Below are 15,829 nucleotides of genomic sequence, written 5' to 3' on the forward strand. Positions count from 1 at the left end.
AATAACAGCCGCCTGAGTTCTGCCCAGGCGGCTATTTATCTTTCTCCACATTTATTTCTGCTAAAAATAGTTTCATCCCCTGTCGATTTTGTCTTGCCTGAACCGACTAATCAACGAAGTATAAGAAATAGCTTATCAGTCATCACCAACAGGAGGGCTTTATGGCCAAAATGCTTTTTGTGAATTTACCCTGCAGCAACTTAGCTGCTGCAATCGAATTTTATCAGGCGCTGGGCTTTAGCCAGAATATGCAGTTCAGCGACGACACAGCAGCTTGTATGGTCTGGAGTGAGCATATTTTTGTCATGTTATTAACTCACGCCAAATGGCAGAGTTTTACTCAAAGACCGATCCCAGACTCAGGCAGCAGCGAGGTGATGCTGGCTTTAAGTTGTGATAACAAAGAAGCAGTGGATCAGGTGTGTAATGCAGCAGCTAAAGCTGGCGGTACCGCCGACATCAATGCAAAACAGGATTTAGGCTTTATGTATGGCCGCTCTGTGCTGGATTTAGATGGTCATATCTGGGAGTTTTTCTGGATGGACCCGGCAGCAGTGGCTGGTTGATTCAAATCATAAGGCGATAACCTATACCAGCTTCAGTTTTCAGATACTTAGGCTCGGTGGGGTCGTCGCCTATTTTTTGTCGTAAGTGACTGATCACAATACGTAAATAATGGGTGTCCTGACCATGGGTTGGGCCCCATATTTGTTCCAGCAGCTGTTTTTGTGTGATCACACATTGTCGATGCTGAGCCAAGGTAGCCAGCACCGCATATTCTTTTGGGGTTAGTTCCACTTCCTGCGTCTTGCAGGTCACCAGACGGCGGGCGAGGTCTATATGCAGATAACCATCGTCCAGCACAGCCGGGGTTTTATCCGGCAAACGGTCGCGTAATTGCGCCCGCACCCGCGCCAGCAACTCTTCAACACTAAAAGGTTTAGTCACATAATCCTGAGCACCTATATCCAGCGCTTTGATTTTGTCGGAGTCACCATTACGCACAGACAAAACAATAACAGGAACCTTGGAAAAGCTGCGCAGTTCGCTTAATAAATCCAGGCCATCACCATCGGGCAAACCTAAATCCAGCACCAATAAATCCGGCTGCTGGCGAACTAAAGCTGCCAGACCAGATTCGACTGAATCAGCTTCAGTCACGTCATAACCGACACTTTTTAACGCAATCCGCAACATTTTGCGGATTTGCATTTCGTCATCAACAACCAGAATTCGGGCGGACAATAGGTTTAGTCTCCTGCTTGGATTTCGGGCAAAGGCAATTCGACAATAAAACGTGAACCAGTGCCAACACGGGCTGAGGTGGCTTTGACCGAACCTCCGTGCGCACCAATCATGCCACGACAAATCGCCAGCCCCATGCCAGTATTGTGCCTTTTACTGTCGCCGTCGGCCACCACATAAAACATATCAAAGACTTTTTCCCGCAGCGCTTCCGGAATACCTGGGCCACTGTCCTCAATTTCAATGCGGCAGATTTTGCCTTGCTGACTGACCCAAACCCGCACTGGCTCGCCATCAGGGCTATATTTAGCGGCATTTTCCAGAATATTAAACAGCCCTTGTTCCAGCAAAGCGGCATGGGCATAAAGTAAAGGTAAATCCGGCGCAGCTTCGTATTCCACGTCCACTTGCGGGAAAAAGCGCTTTAAGCGTTGTTTGGCACTGCCAATAATATCGGCCACCGATACCCAATCCCGTTCCAGCTTTAAGGTGCCATGACCTAAACGCGTCATATCCAGCAGGTTTTGGATATATCGGTCCAGCCGCTGGCTTTCCAGCATGATGGTGCTTAACAGCTCATTCCGATCTTCTTTGGATAACTGCTGGTCCAGCACCTGTAAACTCTCAGCAGAACCCATCATGGCGGCTAGCGGTGAACGTAAGTCGTGCGACACAGAAGACAATAAAGCCGAACGCAATTGCTCCATTTCGGCTTTAAGTTTTGAGCTCTCCAGTTCCGTATTCAGGCTAATGCGCTGCCAGACACTGACGGCCTGCTGACTTAACGTCGCTATTAAATCCCTGTCGTCCGGCCTTAATACCTGCACAGTAGCGGGAAACTGCAGCACTATAACGGCGATAGTTTTACCTTGCACAACCAATGGCAAAGCTGTCCACTGGCTGGCATTGAGGGTATCGCTAAAACGACCTGCCATTTGCTGATGCCGTCTGGACCAATCAATCATCGCCTGATCCAAGGCCAGCAAAGGCTGATGTAGTGCAGGCAGTATTTGTTGTTCTTGTTGATCAAGGGTAACCAGATGTACAGGGCAGCGCAGCGCTTGGGTCAGCTGGGCTGCCAAAATAGTCCAGAGTTCATCGGTTTGATGGATCACTGTCAGCTGCTGAGCAAAATCCCGTTGTAATTCTGAGTATCTGTTGGCTTCTTTCAGTAGCAATAATTGCTGCCGGATACGCGAAGCGGCCGGGCCACAAGTCATACCTATCACCAGCATAAAAATCAGCGTGGCGACATCATCATTTTTATTCACATTAAAGGTGAAATAAGGTTCGGTCAGGAAAAAGTTAAAACTGAAAAACGACAACAAAGCGGTAAAAATAGCGGGGCGGGCGCCGTATTTCAGACCACAAAGCACCACAGCCAACACAAAAATCAGCACCAGATTGCCACTTTGCAGCCATTGGTCCAAAGCTAATGCCAAAGCACTGGCTGCTGCGGTAAAAAGTGCACCAAAAGCATAACCGGCTTTCTGGCCAAAGGTGCCCGAAGCTGGTGTTGCAGCTCTGGTTTGTTGGGTCGATTCGCCAGAGCGATACACCGACACTTCCAGTGGTAAACCGCTATTAATCAGTTGTTGATACAACGGCTTACGCCAGGGCTGCATTACACGTTTTGTACCAGCCCCGACCAGCACAGCGTTAATACGATGCTCTGTGATATAAGGCAAAATGGTCTGCAAAGTAGAAGGGCCACGCAAAATATCGGTCTGAGCGCCAAGTTCACGCGCCAGGGCAAAAGCCGACTGCAATCGTTGTTGCGTCGACTGATACTGCATCTGCCCGGTGTCGACCCAGACCACAACCCAAGGCATCTGGCGTTTTTCGGCAACACGGCGGCCAATGCGGATCAGGTATTCGTGATCACGGCGGTTGGAGATCAGCACCAGCAATTTATCCTGAATCAGATAATCACTGCCACGGGCTTTGGCGTCCTGCTCGGTTTTTAACTGGGCATCCACATGGCTCATCACCAGCTTCATCGCCATTTCACGCAGCGCTGTTAAGGTTTCCAACTGGAAAAACTGTTTCACCGCCAAAGCGGCATAGTCCGCTACATAGACCTTGCCTTGCTGTAAACGCTCTAGCAGGTGATTGGGCGCTAAATCGACAAAAACTAACTGTTGTGCGCTGTCGATAAACTGATCCGGTACTGTTTCTTTTACGCGTATACCACTGATTTGCAGCACTAAATCGTTCAGACTGGCGATATGCTGCACATTAATAGTGGTGTACACATCTATGCCTGCGGCCAATAACTCAGCGATATCCTGATAACGCCTTTTATGCCGGCTGCCCGGAATATTACTGTGCGCCAGCTCGTCCACCAGCAACAGGGCTGGCTTGGCGGCTAAAGCAGCATCTAAATCAAATTCGGTTAACTGTTGGCCCTGATAATCCAACTGACGCCGTGGTAACAGCTCAAAGCCTTGCAACAAAGCTTCTGTGTCGGCGCGGCCATGAGTTTCCACCAGCCCCACCATCACTGCTGTGCCTTGTTGCATGCGCTCGCGGGCAGCATTGAGCATGGCGCAGGTTTTACCTACACCAGGCGCAGCACCTAAAAAGATCTTAAGCTGGCCACCCTGCTGCTGTTGCAGGTTTTTTAACAACGCATCAGCTTGTTGTCTGCGGGAGTCTGTTACCACGGATTCTTTCCTTAAAAATTCTTACCGACGCTAACCAGTACTCTATTGTCACAAAGTTCGCTGCATGCCGCACTGCTGACAGACGTTCCGGCATAACCCACAGACCAATTCAGACCTAGCTGGGTGGTGTTTAGTTTGACGCCCCAATCTGTGTAGCCAGAACCATCTTCGCTTGCTGAAGCTAAAAAGTTTTTAAATTCCAATGCATTAGCAAACTTATTGTAGCCCAGATGCCATTGTAGCTGCAGCTGCTCTGTTAACTGCTGATTCCAGTCAGCGCTTAAATACCAGAATTTACCCACACCAGCGCCAAAATAATCGTCTGTCAGTGCCAGCCCAAAAGTCCAGTCCTGATAAATCAGCTTGCCGTAACCTTCGATAAAGTTAAATTGATCGGTGCTGTTATCGCCCTTAGGGTAACGGTATTGCATCAGACCCAGATCCACTGTCCAGTCCTGGGCTACAGCAAAGCTGCGGCCAGCAGAAATATCCAGCTCCATGCTGCCTTGACCAAATTTAATATTGGAACCCCAGGCACTAGCATACCAACCCGAGTCGGTGGCCAACGTCAGGCTACCCTGCAACGCAGGACCTTCGTCGGTTTGTGAAATACCGCGGTATAAATAATCTGAAATCAACAGCACAGAGCCCGTACTATTGACTGTTTCAGCCGCAACAGGCTGACTTAATAACAACACAACAGAACTCAGAGCAGAAACAAAAATACGCATATAGATTCCTGAAATAAGACGGGAGAAAAACTGCATAGTGCATAGCACTATGCAGTGGTTTGGTGTCCCGTTAAGCACCAAACCTGAAAAGGATTAACGAGCTGGAAATTGCTGATCTAAAGCCAGATTTAACAGCAACACATTGACGCGTGGCTGGCCAAAAATGCCCCACTGTGGCGCTTCTGTTTGTTGTTCCACTAATTTACTCAGCATCTCTGCAGGGATGCTGCGTGCAGCGGCCACCCGCTTTAACTGCAAAGCTGCAGCTTCAGGCGATATATGTGGGTCGACACCAGAGCCAGAGCTTGCCAGCAAGTCAACCGGCAGTTCAGTGGCAGAGAGCTGATAACGCTCTGTCAATACAGCGCTCTCTGCCGCGACCCTGTCACGTAAAGCTGGATTGGAAGGAGCTAAGTTACTACCACCAGTCGACATAGGGTCGGTATTGACACTGCTTGGACGGCCATGGAAATACATATCGCCACTAAAAGGCTGGGCTATTAAGGCGGAGCCAACGGCTTTGCCGTCGACCAGCACTAAAGAGCCTGTAGCTTGCTGTGGAAATAACAGACCAGCCACACCTGTGACAGTGGCGCTGTAGACCAGACCACAAGTCACCAGCATCACAGCAGCTAAACCCAAAGCCGGACGCCAGACAGCGTGTTGTGTAGAAACTGCGGCATCAGAACCAGCACGGACAGCTCCAGAACGAGAAACCCCAGCACGAGAAATCGAAGTAGTGTTCATAGTTAAAACATCCAGTTCAGTAAAACATCAATCAATTTGATCGCGGCAAAAGGCAATAACACTCCGCCTAAGCCGAAGATCAACATATTGTTGCGTAACAGTTTTTCAGCACTGATGGCGCGGATTTTTACGCCTTTTAATGCCAGCGGAATTAAAGCCGGAATAATCAGCGCATTAAAAATCAGCGCAGATAACACCGCCATTTTTGGGTCCGGCAGCTGCATAAAATTCAAAGCTGCAATACCAGGCATAGCGGCCGCAAAAACGGCTGGCACTATGACAAAGTACTTAGCGACGTCATTGGCTAAAGAGAAGGTGGTTAAAGCGCCACGGGTGATCAGCAACTGTTTGCCTACTTCCACCACGGCCAGCAGCTTGGTTGGGTCTGAATCCAGATCCACCATATTGCCCGCTTCTTTGGCGGCCTGAGTACCTGAGTTCATGGCTAAGCCGACGTCGGCCTGAGCTAAAGCAGGCGCGTCGTTGGTACCATCACCGACCATAGCCACTAAACGACCTAACGCCTGCTCGCGACGAATAAGCGCCAGTTTGTCTTCAGGCCGGGCTTCAGCCACAAAGTCATCCACACCAGCAGCAGCGGCAATAGCGCCAGCCGTAATAGGGTTGTCACCTGTGACCATAATGGTGCGCACACCTAAAGCACGCAGCTCGGCAAAACGCTCAGCCACACCAGGTTTAATCACATCAGATAACTGGATCACACCCAAAATACGTTGCTGATTAGCAACCACTAATGGCGTTGCACCTTGTTGCGCCACTTTGGTGACTATAGGGTCCAGATTGTTGGGTACAGCCAGACCGCGGCTTTGTGCCCATTTTTTTACTGCATCGGCAGCGCCCTTTACCCAATGTTCACCACTATCCAGTTGCACACCGGATAAACGGGTTTGCGCGCTGAATGGAATAAATTGGGCATTGTCTGGCAGAGTTTCAGCGGCGGCACCTTGTTCCTGCGCCAGGCGCACCACAGACTTACCTTCAGGCGTTGGATCCTGTACTGAGCAAAGCACAGCACCACGCACCAGTTCAGATTGAGCCACACCAGGCAGCGCAAAAAACGCAGTCGCCTGACGGTCACCAAAAGTGATGGTGCCGGTTTTATCCAGTAATAAAGTATCGATATCACCCGCTACTTCAACAGCTTTACCCGACTTGGCAATCACATTGGCAGCCAAAGCACGGTTCATACCGGCAATACCTATGGCAGGCAATAAACCGGCAATAGTAGTTGGAATTAAACAAACCACCAAAGCTATCAGCATCAACAGGTCCAGTTCGATCCCAACAAAAGCGGCCATTGCAGGTAAGGTCGCCACAGCTATTAAGAACACTAAAGTTAAAGCAGCTAACAGCACGGTCAGCGCCAGCTCGTTGGGTGTTTTTTGTCTGTTGGTGCCTTCAACCAGGCTGATCATTTTATCAAGGAAACTATGACCAGCTTCTGCCGTCACCATCACAGTAATAGTACCGTTTAATACCTTGGTACCGGCAATAACACCTGAGTGGTCGGTACCGGCTTCACGCAGCACCGGTGCTGATTCGCCCGTTAAGGCCGATTCATTGATGGTGGCAACACCCAGGATAATTTCACCGTCTGCAGGCACAAACTGGCCAGCTTCAACCAGCACTTTGTCACCGGCTTTTAACTGACTGGCGGAAACTGCTATAGGTTCTTCGGATTCACGCAGCAACTGGGCTGTTAAATCACGACGGGTTGCTTTTAAGCTGGCAGCCTGACCACGGCCACGGGCTTCGGCTATAGCTTCGGCAAAGTTAGCAAACCATAAGGTGAAAAACAGGATCAGGCTGCTGGCCAGCTCAAAGCCGTAGTCTTTGCCATTTATTACACTATTGGCTGTCATACCAAGCGCCAGCACTGTACCCACCCATACCACCAGCATCACAGGGCTTTTAACCGCCAGTTTTGGGTGTAACTTTACAAAAGCCGCGCGACTTGCCTGAGTTAAGGTATTACTCATTTTAAATCACCTGCAATAGAGGTTAATTCCAGTGCTTCGCCAATTGGGCCCAGCACCATAGAAGGTAAAAAGGACAGGAAATTCAGGATTAAAATCACTGTGACCAAAGTGACACCAAAGGTCAGGTTATGCAGAGGTAAGGTACCGTTGCTGACTGGGATCTGACGTTTTTTCGCCAATAAACCTGCAATCACCAGCGGGATCACCAGCGGTAAATAACGACCCAGTAACAGCACAATCACACAGCTGATATTCCACCACGGCGTGTTATCACCTAAACCTTCAAAACCAGAACCGTTGTTGGCAAAAGCTGAAGTGTATTCATAAAACACCTGGGCAATACCGTGCAAACCAGGGTTGCTGTTGCCGGTAATGGCTGGGATAGCTACGGTAATAGCGGTAAAAGTTAAAATCACAGCGCTAGGTAATACCAGCAATACACCCAGCCAGCTGATTTCGGTTTTTTCCAGCTTACGGCCAAAGATTTCCGGTGTGCGGCCTATCATCAGACCGGCTATAAACACCGCTATCCAGACGTAGACAATAAAGTTCACAAAACCACAACCAATACCGCCCCAGATGGCATTGATCAGCATGCCAGAACGGGTCACCAAACCTGCCACAGGATTGAGTGAGTCGTGCATCGCATTGACTGAACCATTGGAGGTTTGAGTGGTAAGAGTTGCCCAGAGCGCTGACAGGTCAGTACCCAAACGTACTTCCTTACCTTCCATATTGCCCGCCTGCTCTGCTAAGCCACTAAAGGCGGCATTCGGCTGCTGTTCGCTGTAAATGGCTGCACCTACACAAAACAGACTTAAAAAGCCCATCACAGCCAAAGACATTCTGGCAAAACCACGTTGACGTAACAGACCACCGGCCATAAAGACGATAGCGATAGGGATCAGCACCAGCGCTATGGTTTCAATGGCATTAGCAACAGGAGTAGGGTTTTCCAGTGGGTTAGCACTATTTGGACCATACCAGCCACCACCATTGGTACCCAGTTGTTTAATAGCCACCATAGCGGCAACAGGACCTAATGGGATTTTTTGCTCAGTCAGGCTCTGACCTTGCTCAACTACTGGTACTGTTGGACTGGCCTGATAAGTCGAAGGCACGCCCTGACTGGCCAATAACAGCGCGACTAGTGCGGCTAAAGGCAACATCAAACGCAGCACCGCACGCACAGTGTCCTGATAGTAGTTACCTAAATCACGCTCTTCACCCTCATCAGCATCTTTATGCTCTTCACTAAGTTGGCGACCGCCAATCAAACCACGTAATACCGCCAGACAAACCGCCAGGCCCATAGCTGGGGTGACAAACTGCAAAGTGACAATGACAAAACCCTGGCTTAAATAACTCAGTTGAGCCTGACCAGAATAGTGTTGCTGGTTGGTGTTCGTTAAAAAGGATACGGCAGTATGCAGCGCTAAATCCCAACTTAATGGCCCAATTCCATCCGGATTCATCGGCAATACATGCTGAAACATCAACAGCAAAAAGGCGATTACGCCCAGCACCAGGTTGCTGATTAAAAAAGCTATACCATAGCTTTTCCAGTTCATGCCTTCACTGGCCTTTACGCCCAGAATTTTAAAGATCCCGTTTTCAACAGGACCAAATACCTTGTCACTCCAATGCTTCTGACCGGAAAAAATCCCGGTCATATAAGCGCCCAATGGCCATGCCAACAGCAAAGCCAAAGTTAAAATCAGCATAATTTCCATCAGTGGCTCCTCAGAACTTTTCCGGTGCCAACATGGCGTAAATCAACAAAGCGCTTAAGGCGCCAATCAACATCAATAACAACCAGCCCATCTCGGCATCCTCAGTGGTGTAAATCCGGTGCAAAGCTTAGGTGCCAGAGGCGTAAAGTCTCCAGATGGATAAAATTGAAGGGCGTAAAGAGATCGTAAAGATTGGGGGATTAGAAAATAACTAAGGGGTACACAGAAACAAGAAAGGGTAAATGCGCTTATCCCTTATCCCAACTCACATTATTGCCCCCAGCCACAGCGCTGTTAAGCAGTGCCATTAAAGGCAAAGCGCGGTGATGCAGACTAACGGAGGAGTCCGGGCTGTGGCCTGTTTTGGCCATAATGCTTTCTTCGGGCCAGTACTGCATTTTTTCCTGCAAACTAGCCAAATGTTTAGCGACATCTTCAGCATACAAAGCACCAGGCACTTTGCCGCTGTGCCCCATCATATGCAGCAGTTGCACTGCGACCTGACCAAATAAGGTAACAGGGGCTGAATCTTTGGAATGGAAAGTCACTAACATAAGCTAACTCCTGACTACGGCAACCTGACTTAAGTATATGCAACGACGTAGAAATTGCCTGTACATAAAGGCTAAGGTTTCCCCTAAGTAATTGGAGTTGCAGCGCGGCGGCAAGCGAAAGAGTCCCCTGAGCATAGATTCACTATGCGACTGGGGCGAAAGAGTCTGGCCAACAAAGCTGCGGCTTCAAGTACGACGGGGAAAGGGTTACTCCCAGCTGACACCTTTTTGTTCGCGCACTGCCGCCTGCATTAATTGAATAAGTGGCAAGGCTCTGTTACGCAGCGGAATGGCTGCCGGATTGTCTCCCTGCAGATCGGCAGAGGCCGCTATTTGTTCTGTGGATTGCGACTCCAAACCCTGTTGCAGTTGGGCCAAAGCCGCTGCTACATCTTCGGCATAAAAGGCGCCCGGAGCTTTAGGCTGACGGCCCATCAACTCTAATAACTGCAAAGCGACATGACCAAACATCTGTACTGGCGCGCTGGCGGTGGATTTAAATGTAATTAACATAACAATCTGATCTTCCGGAGAAATGAAGCCTCAGCATGCGCTGTTAAGCCTGAAACTACAAGCAAATGCCGCTGAGCTAAAGTGAGCCTATACAAAAGCCCCGTACCTCTTTAGAATTCAGTAAAATCTGCAAATTTTTACATAAGCTAACGATCTGATTACAAGGATGATGTATGACAGTGTTGCCGCGCTTTTTGACTGGTCTGTTTTTTGTTTTGCCCCTTTTACTTTTAACCGCCTGTGGTGGCTCCAATAAAACTGAAGATGCCACTGCTGTGACAGTAGGCGCCAGCACGGCCAGTCTGGATATTGGTTTTCCAGAGCGTTTTACTACTATTTCGGCCACTGTCAGAGACGCTGACGGAGCTTTGTTACCTAATGCGACAGTGCAATTCAGCACCAGCTTAGGCAGCTTTAATTCGGCAGAAGTAGTGACCCGCACAACAGCTGAAACTGGCCGTGGCGGTTCTAATGATGCAGGTAATGGTGTGGCTGCAGTGCGTTTGTATCCAGGCCAAAGTGCCGGCTCAGCCACTGTGACTGTTTATGTAAATGGAGTACAGACCACTACCTCTGTCACTATCGCTGGTACTGCTGTGGAACCTGAACGGCCTGTACCTGCAAGCATCAGTATTGCTGCCAGTGAGCGCGCCATTTATGTTGCTGGTGTAGGCCAAATGGAAAGCAGCACTATTACGGTGCGTTTACTCACTTCCACAGGGGGCGCAGCTAAAGATGCTCCTGCCGGAATAAACAATGTACGGGTTAGTTTTGTTACTCAACCCAATGGTGGTGAGTTGTTGCTGGGAACTCAGGCCTCTGGTCAGTTGGTTCAAAACACTAAAACTCTGGATGTAGCCACTTCAAATGGCGTTGCTACTTTAACCCTGAATTCAGGCCAGTTACCCGGAGTGGTAGAACTAACAGCTGAAGCTTTGGACAACACAGGAGCAAGTTATAGCCCTGCGATCCAGACAACAGCTTCAATACTGAGTATAGCCTCAGGCCCGGCTCACTCTATTGTATTTAGTTATCCGATAGAAGCTGGTATTCAGAATATGGGCAATGGCAGCTACAGACGTGAAGGTGGTTTGCTGGTCACAGATAGATACGGTAACCCTGTTGCTGATGGTACTGTTATTAATCTGGGTGTGATCGACAGCGTCTTGTTATCTAACCGCGTCCCGCAGATTAACTACGGTTTTGGCAGTAGCGTAATTGATGGCAATGCGTCCACCAATGCGAATTCGGCCGTATTTACCGACCAAAGCAACGCCTTATTCCAAAGTGCTGTGATTACCCGTAATAACACCAGCCGTTTTATCGAAGCACAGGACAGGGTGTTGATTTTTAACGCCCAGGCTGAAGATAAAAGTCGTTTTGTCGCCGCCTTACCTAATCAGGCAAATAGTGTGACAGTGAATAAAAACTATCTGAACACAGAAACTGGGCTGGAATATCTGATTGGAGCTTCACTTTTAGGTATGCAGGTTGCTGGTGTGGATCCGACAAAAGAAGGTCTGGTCAGTGGTCAGGCTGTTACACAAGACGGTGCGGCCAGCTTCTACCTGACTTATCCGGCCAATCAGGACACCATTTTAACCAGTTGTATTTCGTCCAGCTTAGATACCCGCCATTCACCTCAAGGCTCAGCTCAGGTCTTTGTTGTTGCAGAAGCCAGTGGCAGCAGCGCTACTACTATTGATGACAGAGCTTGTTTTACTTATATAGGCCCGGCTGTGATTAACTCTGGTATCACCAGCATTAGTGGTGACACTATTCTGAGCCTGGAGATACAGGATCAAGGTTCAGTGCGTTTACCCTTCCTTAGTTTTGAAGCGGGCATTAGCTATGGTGCGACAAACGGAGGAAATCTGCAGGTTGATGTTGGTGATTGTCTGGCAACGGCCAGCTTGCGCACAGATTTGTATGGCCAGTGTGAGCTGCAAATCAGCACCAGCGGAGGTATTTCGGGTGATACTGCCACTGTCACTTTAGGGGTTTCAGGCGGCACTCCATTAGCTATCAGTGTCACAGTACCTTAAACGTTCGAATCCAGCGGTAAGCTAATCACCGCCTGAAAACCACAGACTATACCTGACGCTGCATAAAGGTTATGCAGCTTCATTTCTCCGCCACAACTTTCCACTGCTCTTTTGGCAATACTTAAGCCTAAGCCGACACCGTCTTTTTTGCTTTGACCACGAAAAAAGGGCGTAAAAAGTTTGGCTAAATCAGCATGAGCTACACCAGGGCCCTGATCGGAAATACGGATTTGTACCTGCTGCGCTTGCTGCTGTAATTCAACTGCCACTACTGTGTTTGCCGGAGTAAATTTGATGGCATTGCGGATCAGGTTTTCCAGCGCACGGTAGAGTAAATCAGGGTCAGCCAGCACACGCACCTTTGCATCTGCTTTTACCAGCAGTTGTTTTTGCTGTGACAGCGCCTCGAGTCGACCGTCTTCAGCGACGGATTCCAATAACTCCAGCAGGTCCACTTGCTGCAACTTCACAGCAGCTGCACCACTTTCCAGCCGTGAATAAGTCAGAATTTCTTCGACCAGCGCATTCAGTTTCTGGGTTTCTGCTTCAACTTTATCCAACACCATAGCGCTTTCAGAAGGTGTTTGCCGTGCCAGCCCCACCAGTATTTGTAAACGGGCTAAGGGTGAGCGGAATTCGTGAGAGACATCATGTAATAAACGGCGCTGCCCACTGATAGCTTGCTCGACACTTTTGGCCATGTCGTTAAAACTGCGGGCTACTGCACCAAACTCATCGCGCCGCCCTGTGACTTTAGGACCGAGTTGAGTCAGCCAGTGATCGGACGCCAGTGACTGCAAAGCTCGTTTTAATTGCCGTACCGGTGAAGCAAAGTACCAGGCCAGCCACAAACTGACAGATAAGCTGGTGACCAGAATGGCTGCCAGTAAAAATGCCGGATGAAACCAGACCGGTGGCATAGCCATGGTGGCTCTTACCGCTATGCCACGCATTTCAGGAGGTGGGCCTTTGTCACCAAGACCAGTGGGGCCAAAAGGCTGCACAGCCTCACCAGGAGGAGGACCATGGGGTCTTGCAGCTTGTGGATGCTGAACATCAATACGTTGCGCTGGCATGGATGCAGTCGCCATCAAGCCTCTGCCACTTCGCAACCATTCCAGTAAAAACTCGTGGCGTGGCACCGCCAATAAAAACCAGCTTTGGCCAGATTTATCCTGCACCTTGTATTCAGGTTGGTCTTTCAGTAATTGTGCCCAGTCACCCGGCACATCTCGCTGTAAATAATCTTCGCCCTGGTTATTCAGCAGCAGAATTTTGTCGCGGGACATCGGATCTTCTTCCCAGCGCTGCAATACATCACCGAGCAACTTTATACCACCAGAGTCCATCATCAGTTGAGCTGAACCTAACACCAATCTGAGCTGCGGGCCTATCCAGACAGGTTTGGGTTCACCGTCCGTAGAGCGACTGACTTCGTTGACAGCCCAGACTAAAGTGCCGGCCAGAATCAACGCGCCCCAAAAGGCTAATAAGAACTTCCAGAACACCTGACCCATAATTAAGACTGTTGCATCAGTTGATAACCCTTGCCGCGCACAGCTTCAATCCAGGCTTGTTGGTCTGCTCTTTTGCCAAGCTTTTGACGGATATTGCTGATATGCACATCCAGACTGCGGTCATATTGAGTTAAGGTTTTGCCTAAAGCCTGTAGCGATAATTCTGCTTTACTGACCAATCGGCCGGCCTGACAGGCCAGCACCCAAAGCACACTGAATTCAGCCCCAGTCAGTTGAATTTGTTGGCCATTAACCCAGGCCTTACGTGAGCCGGGTTCGAGCGTTAAAGGCCCGACTTTGACTTCGGTGGGTTCGTCTTGCTGCTGTTGCACACGACGTAAGATAGCCCTGATACGCGCCACCAATTCGCGGGGTAAACAAGGCTTGGCGACATAGTCGTCCGCACCTAATTCCAGGCCCAGCACTTTATCTATGTCGTCGCCTTTAGCTGTGAGCATAATGACCGGGACTTTAGAGTGCTGACGAATTTGCCGTAACAGCGATATGCCATCTAAACCCGGCATCATCACATCCAGCACCAGGAGTTCGTAATGACCGGAAATGGCTTGCCGTAAGCCTAACTGACTATCATTGGCTACCTGCACCACAAAACCCTCGCGTTGTAAGTAAGTACTTAACATCGAGGTGAGTTCCTGGTCATCATCAATTAGCAATAAAGGGTTCAAGGGCTGGTACTCCGGATTCAATAGTCCGCAGTTTAACCTTAAGCTGCTCCATTTATGAGCAGCTTTACATTTCTATACACTGGCCTTTGCTCAGGCTGCGGTTTTTAGCTTAATCCGCAATAAATAGCTGGAAGCCGTGATATACAAATACTCTTTATTCAGACTTAAAGCTGCATTAGCCGCTGCAACTCCGGTTTGAATAGTGCCCAGATGTTCGCCTTTGGCATTAAACACCAACACACCACCTGGGCCTGTCGCCAGCAAATGGCCTGAAGGTAATACTTTTAAACCATCTGGTAACCCAGGTTTGCTGTTCACCCAAGCCGTTGCGTCAAAAAATAGCTGACCTTCGCCTACAGTGCCATCTGCAGCCAGAGCATACTTCCACCACTGCGCTGCTTGTGGGTCTGAGTTAGCAACATACAACCACTTTTCATCCGGTGATAAAGCCAAACCATTTGGGCGGGTCAGTTGATCGGTAACCAGTGTGACATCGCTACCTTTGAGCCAATATACGCCATTAAAAGCCAGCTGCTTTTGTTTCGAGTCATCGGCATCTTTTAAACCATAAGGTGGATCGGTAAATAAATAGCTGCCATTGCTGTGCTGCACTACATCATTAGGACTATTAAACAATTTGCCCTGATAGCTGGTCGTCAGGCTTTGATATTCCGGGCCTTTTGCACTGACTGACTTCAATACAGCTAAACGCCTGTCGCCATGCTGCGCCAGTACCAGTTGATCTTTTTGGTTAAAAATCAAACCATTGGAGCCTTCTTTGATGGAAGGTTCGTCGACAAAACCTGTATGGCCAGAAGGGCTTAGATACAAAGTTAAACCGTCTTTTGCATTCCAGCGCCAGATTTTATTTTTCGGCACATCGGAGAACAAAATATCTCCGGTTTTGGGTTCAGCCACAGGGCCTTCAGCCCAACGAAAACCTTCAGCCAGTATTTCCAGTTGAGCATCCGTAGCAATCACCTGACTGAGCTCAGGTTTAAGTTGTTGTACCGGATTGGCCGGAATTGGGGATGGATTGGCAAAAGCCAGAGAAGACGTTAAAAAAAGCAGCGCTACACTATGTCGCATCCTTGTCACCTTTGTTTTGTTGGAATGGCAACAATCTAGCATTGTTAGCGCAACCAAAGCACTGCCTGAGTCAGATAAACTTAGTTTCAGATTTACTTTTTTTCAAAGAGACTGCGGACATCGTCGAAAATATGCTCCGGCCATCGCCACAAGCGAAGGCGTGATATCGGCGAAATGCCAAACTGTTGGCATTTCGAAAGACCGCCATCACCCTGCATTTTCGACATACCGTCCTTCCATGGACATCGTCGAAAATATGCTCCTGCATTTTCGACATACAGTCCTTCCATGGACATAAAAAAA

13 protein-coding genes are annotated in these 15,829 nt (G+C 49.0%); 2 read left to right on the plus strand and 11 right to left on the minus strand.

The features are described from left to right. Positions 1-161: 161 nt before the first annotated feature. A complete protein-coding gene (locus OM978_RS21075) occupies positions 162-566 on the plus strand; it encodes a VOC family protein (RefSeq protein ID WP_264344385.1) in 405 nt (134 codons plus the stop codon). Between the two features lies 1 nt (position 567). On the opposite strand, the gene OM978_RS21080 is transcribed toward OM978_RS21075, so the two are convergent. The 8 genes from OM978_RS21080 to OM978_RS21115 all read right to left on the minus strand — a co-directional run bounded on the left by OM978_RS21080 (position 568) and on the right by OM978_RS21115 (position 10,189). Beyond that, on the minus strand, positions 568-1,245 hold the full coding sequence (locus OM978_RS21080; protein ID WP_233010117.1) for a response regulator: 678 nt from the start codon (positions 1,243-1,245) through the stop codon (positions 568-570). A 5-nt stretch (positions 1,246-1,250) separates the two neighbouring features. Continuing rightward, on the minus strand, positions 1,251-3,911 hold the full coding sequence (locus tag OM978_RS21085; protein ID WP_264344386.1) for a sensor histidine kinase: 2,661 nt from the start codon (positions 3,909-3,911) through the stop codon (positions 1,251-1,253). Between the two features lie 11 nt (positions 3,912-3,922). Next, the gene (locus OM978_RS21090; RefSeq protein ID WP_264344387.1) at positions 3,923-4,642 is read right to left on the minus strand and encodes a TorF family putative porin; all 720 of its coding nucleotides are present in this window, start codon (positions 4,640-4,642) and stop codon (positions 3,923-3,925) included. Positions 4,643-4,735: 93 nt separating this feature from the next. Next, positions 4,736-5,389 carry a potassium-transporting ATPase subunit KdpC gene (gene kdpC, locus OM978_RS21095; RefSeq protein ID WP_264344388.1) on the minus strand — a complete coding sequence of 218 codons (654 nt, stop codon included), beginning with the start codon at positions 5,387-5,389 and terminating at the stop codon, positions 4,736-4,738. Positions 5,390-5,391: 2 nt separating this feature from the next. Then, complete coding sequence (kdpB, locus tag OM978_RS21100; protein ID WP_264344389.1) at positions 5,392-7,389, minus strand: potassium-transporting ATPase subunit KdpB; 1,998 nt, start codon at positions 7,387-7,389, stop codon at positions 5,392-5,394. Further along, positions 7,386-9,122, minus strand: a complete 1,737-nt coding sequence (gene kdpA, locus OM978_RS21105; RefSeq protein ID WP_264344390.1) for a potassium-transporting ATPase subunit KdpA — start codon at positions 9,120-9,122, stop codon at positions 7,386-7,388. Before kdpA ends, kdpB begins: the two co-directional genes overlap by 4 nt. 248 nt (positions 9,123-9,370) lie before the next feature. Continuing rightward, entirely contained in the window at positions 9,371-9,676 is a 306-nt protein-coding gene (locus tag OM978_RS21110) for a DUF1840 domain-containing protein (RefSeq protein ID WP_264344391.1), read from the minus strand. Positions 9,677-9,883: 207 nt separating this feature from the next. After that, positions 9,884-10,189 carry a DUF1840 domain-containing protein gene (locus OM978_RS21115; RefSeq protein ID WP_264344392.1) on the minus strand — a complete coding sequence of 102 codons (306 nt, stop codon included), beginning with the start codon at positions 10,187-10,189 and terminating at the stop codon, positions 9,884-9,886. 173 nt (positions 10,190-10,362) lie between these two features. Between OM978_RS21115 and OM978_RS21120 the strand changes: the two genes are divergently transcribed. Then, positions 10,363-12,234, plus strand: a complete 1,872-nt coding sequence (locus OM978_RS21120; RefSeq protein ID WP_264344393.1) for an Ig-like domain-containing protein — start codon at positions 10,363-10,365, stop codon at positions 12,232-12,234. On the opposite strand, the gene OM978_RS21125 is transcribed toward OM978_RS21120, so the two are convergent. From OM978_RS21125 to OM978_RS21135, 3 genes are all read right to left on the minus strand, one after another. Then, positions 12,231-13,751, minus strand: a complete 1,521-nt coding sequence (locus OM978_RS21125; RefSeq protein ID WP_264344394.1) for a sensor histidine kinase — start codon at positions 13,749-13,751, stop codon at positions 12,231-12,233. The genes OM978_RS21120 and OM978_RS21125 overlap by 4 nt on opposite strands. A 2-nt stretch (positions 13,752-13,753) precedes the next feature. Then, complete coding sequence (locus OM978_RS21130) at positions 13,754-14,392, minus strand: response regulator (protein ID WP_413690748.1); 639 nt, start codon at positions 14,390-14,392, stop codon at positions 13,754-13,756. A 135-nt stretch (positions 14,393-14,527) separates the two neighbouring features. Then, complete coding sequence (locus OM978_RS21135) at positions 14,528-15,526, minus strand: SMP-30/gluconolactonase/LRE family protein (protein WP_264344396.1); 999 nt, start codon at positions 15,524-15,526, stop codon at positions 14,528-14,530. Between the last annotated feature and the right edge of the window lie 303 nt (positions 15,527-15,829).

Source organism: Rheinheimera sp. MM224 (assembly GCF_947090785.1).
In the GTDB taxonomy this organism is placed as follows: Bacteria; Pseudomonadota; Gammaproteobacteria; order Enterobacterales; family Alteromonadaceae; genus Pararheinheimera.

What these genes read in the sequence shown, in the direction of transcription:
- OM978_RS21075 (WP_264344385.1), top strand. Translation starts at nt 162, where the DNA reads ATGGCCAAAATGCTTTTTGTGAATTTACCCTGCAGCAACTTAGCTGCT.
- OM978_RS21090 (WP_264344387.1), bottom strand. Translation starts at nt 4,642, where the DNA reads ATGCGTATTTTTGTTTCTGCTCTGAGTTCTGTTGTGTTGTTATTAAGT.
- kdpC (WP_264344388.1), bottom strand. Translation starts at nt 5,389, where the DNA reads ATGAACACTACTTCGATTTCTCGTGCTGGGGTTTCTCGTTCTGGAGCT.
- kdpB (WP_264344389.1), bottom strand. Translation starts at nt 7,389, where the DNA reads ATGAGTAATACCTTAACTCAGGCAAGTCGCGCGGCTTTTGTAAAGTTA.
- kdpA (WP_264344390.1), bottom strand. Translation starts at nt 9,122, where the DNA reads ATGGAAATTATGCTGATTTTAACTTTGGCTTTGCTGTTGGCATGGCCA.
- OM978_RS21110 (WP_264344391.1), bottom strand. Translation starts at nt 9,676, where the DNA reads ATGTTAGTGACTTTCCATTCCAAAGATTCAGCCCCTGTTACCTTATTT.
- OM978_RS21115 (WP_264344392.1), bottom strand. Translation starts at nt 10,189, where the DNA reads ATGTTAATTACATTTAAATCCACCGCCAGCGCGCCAGTACAGATGTTT.
- OM978_RS21120 (WP_264344393.1), top strand. Translation starts at nt 10,363, where the DNA reads ATGACAGTGTTGCCGCGCTTTTTGACTGGTCTGTTTTTTGTTTTGCCC.
- OM978_RS21125 (WP_264344394.1), bottom strand. Translation starts at nt 13,751, where the DNA reads ATGGGTCAGGTGTTCTGGAAGTTCTTATTAGCCTTTTGGGGCGCGTTG.
- OM978_RS21130 (WP_413690748.1), bottom strand. Translation starts at nt 14,392, where the DNA reads ATGTTAAGTACTTACTTACAACGCGAGGGTTTTGTGGTGCAGGTAGCC.
- OM978_RS21135 (WP_264344396.1), bottom strand. Translation starts at nt 15,526, where the DNA reads ATGCGACATAGTGTAGCGCTGCTTTTTTTAACGTCTTCTCTGGCTTTT.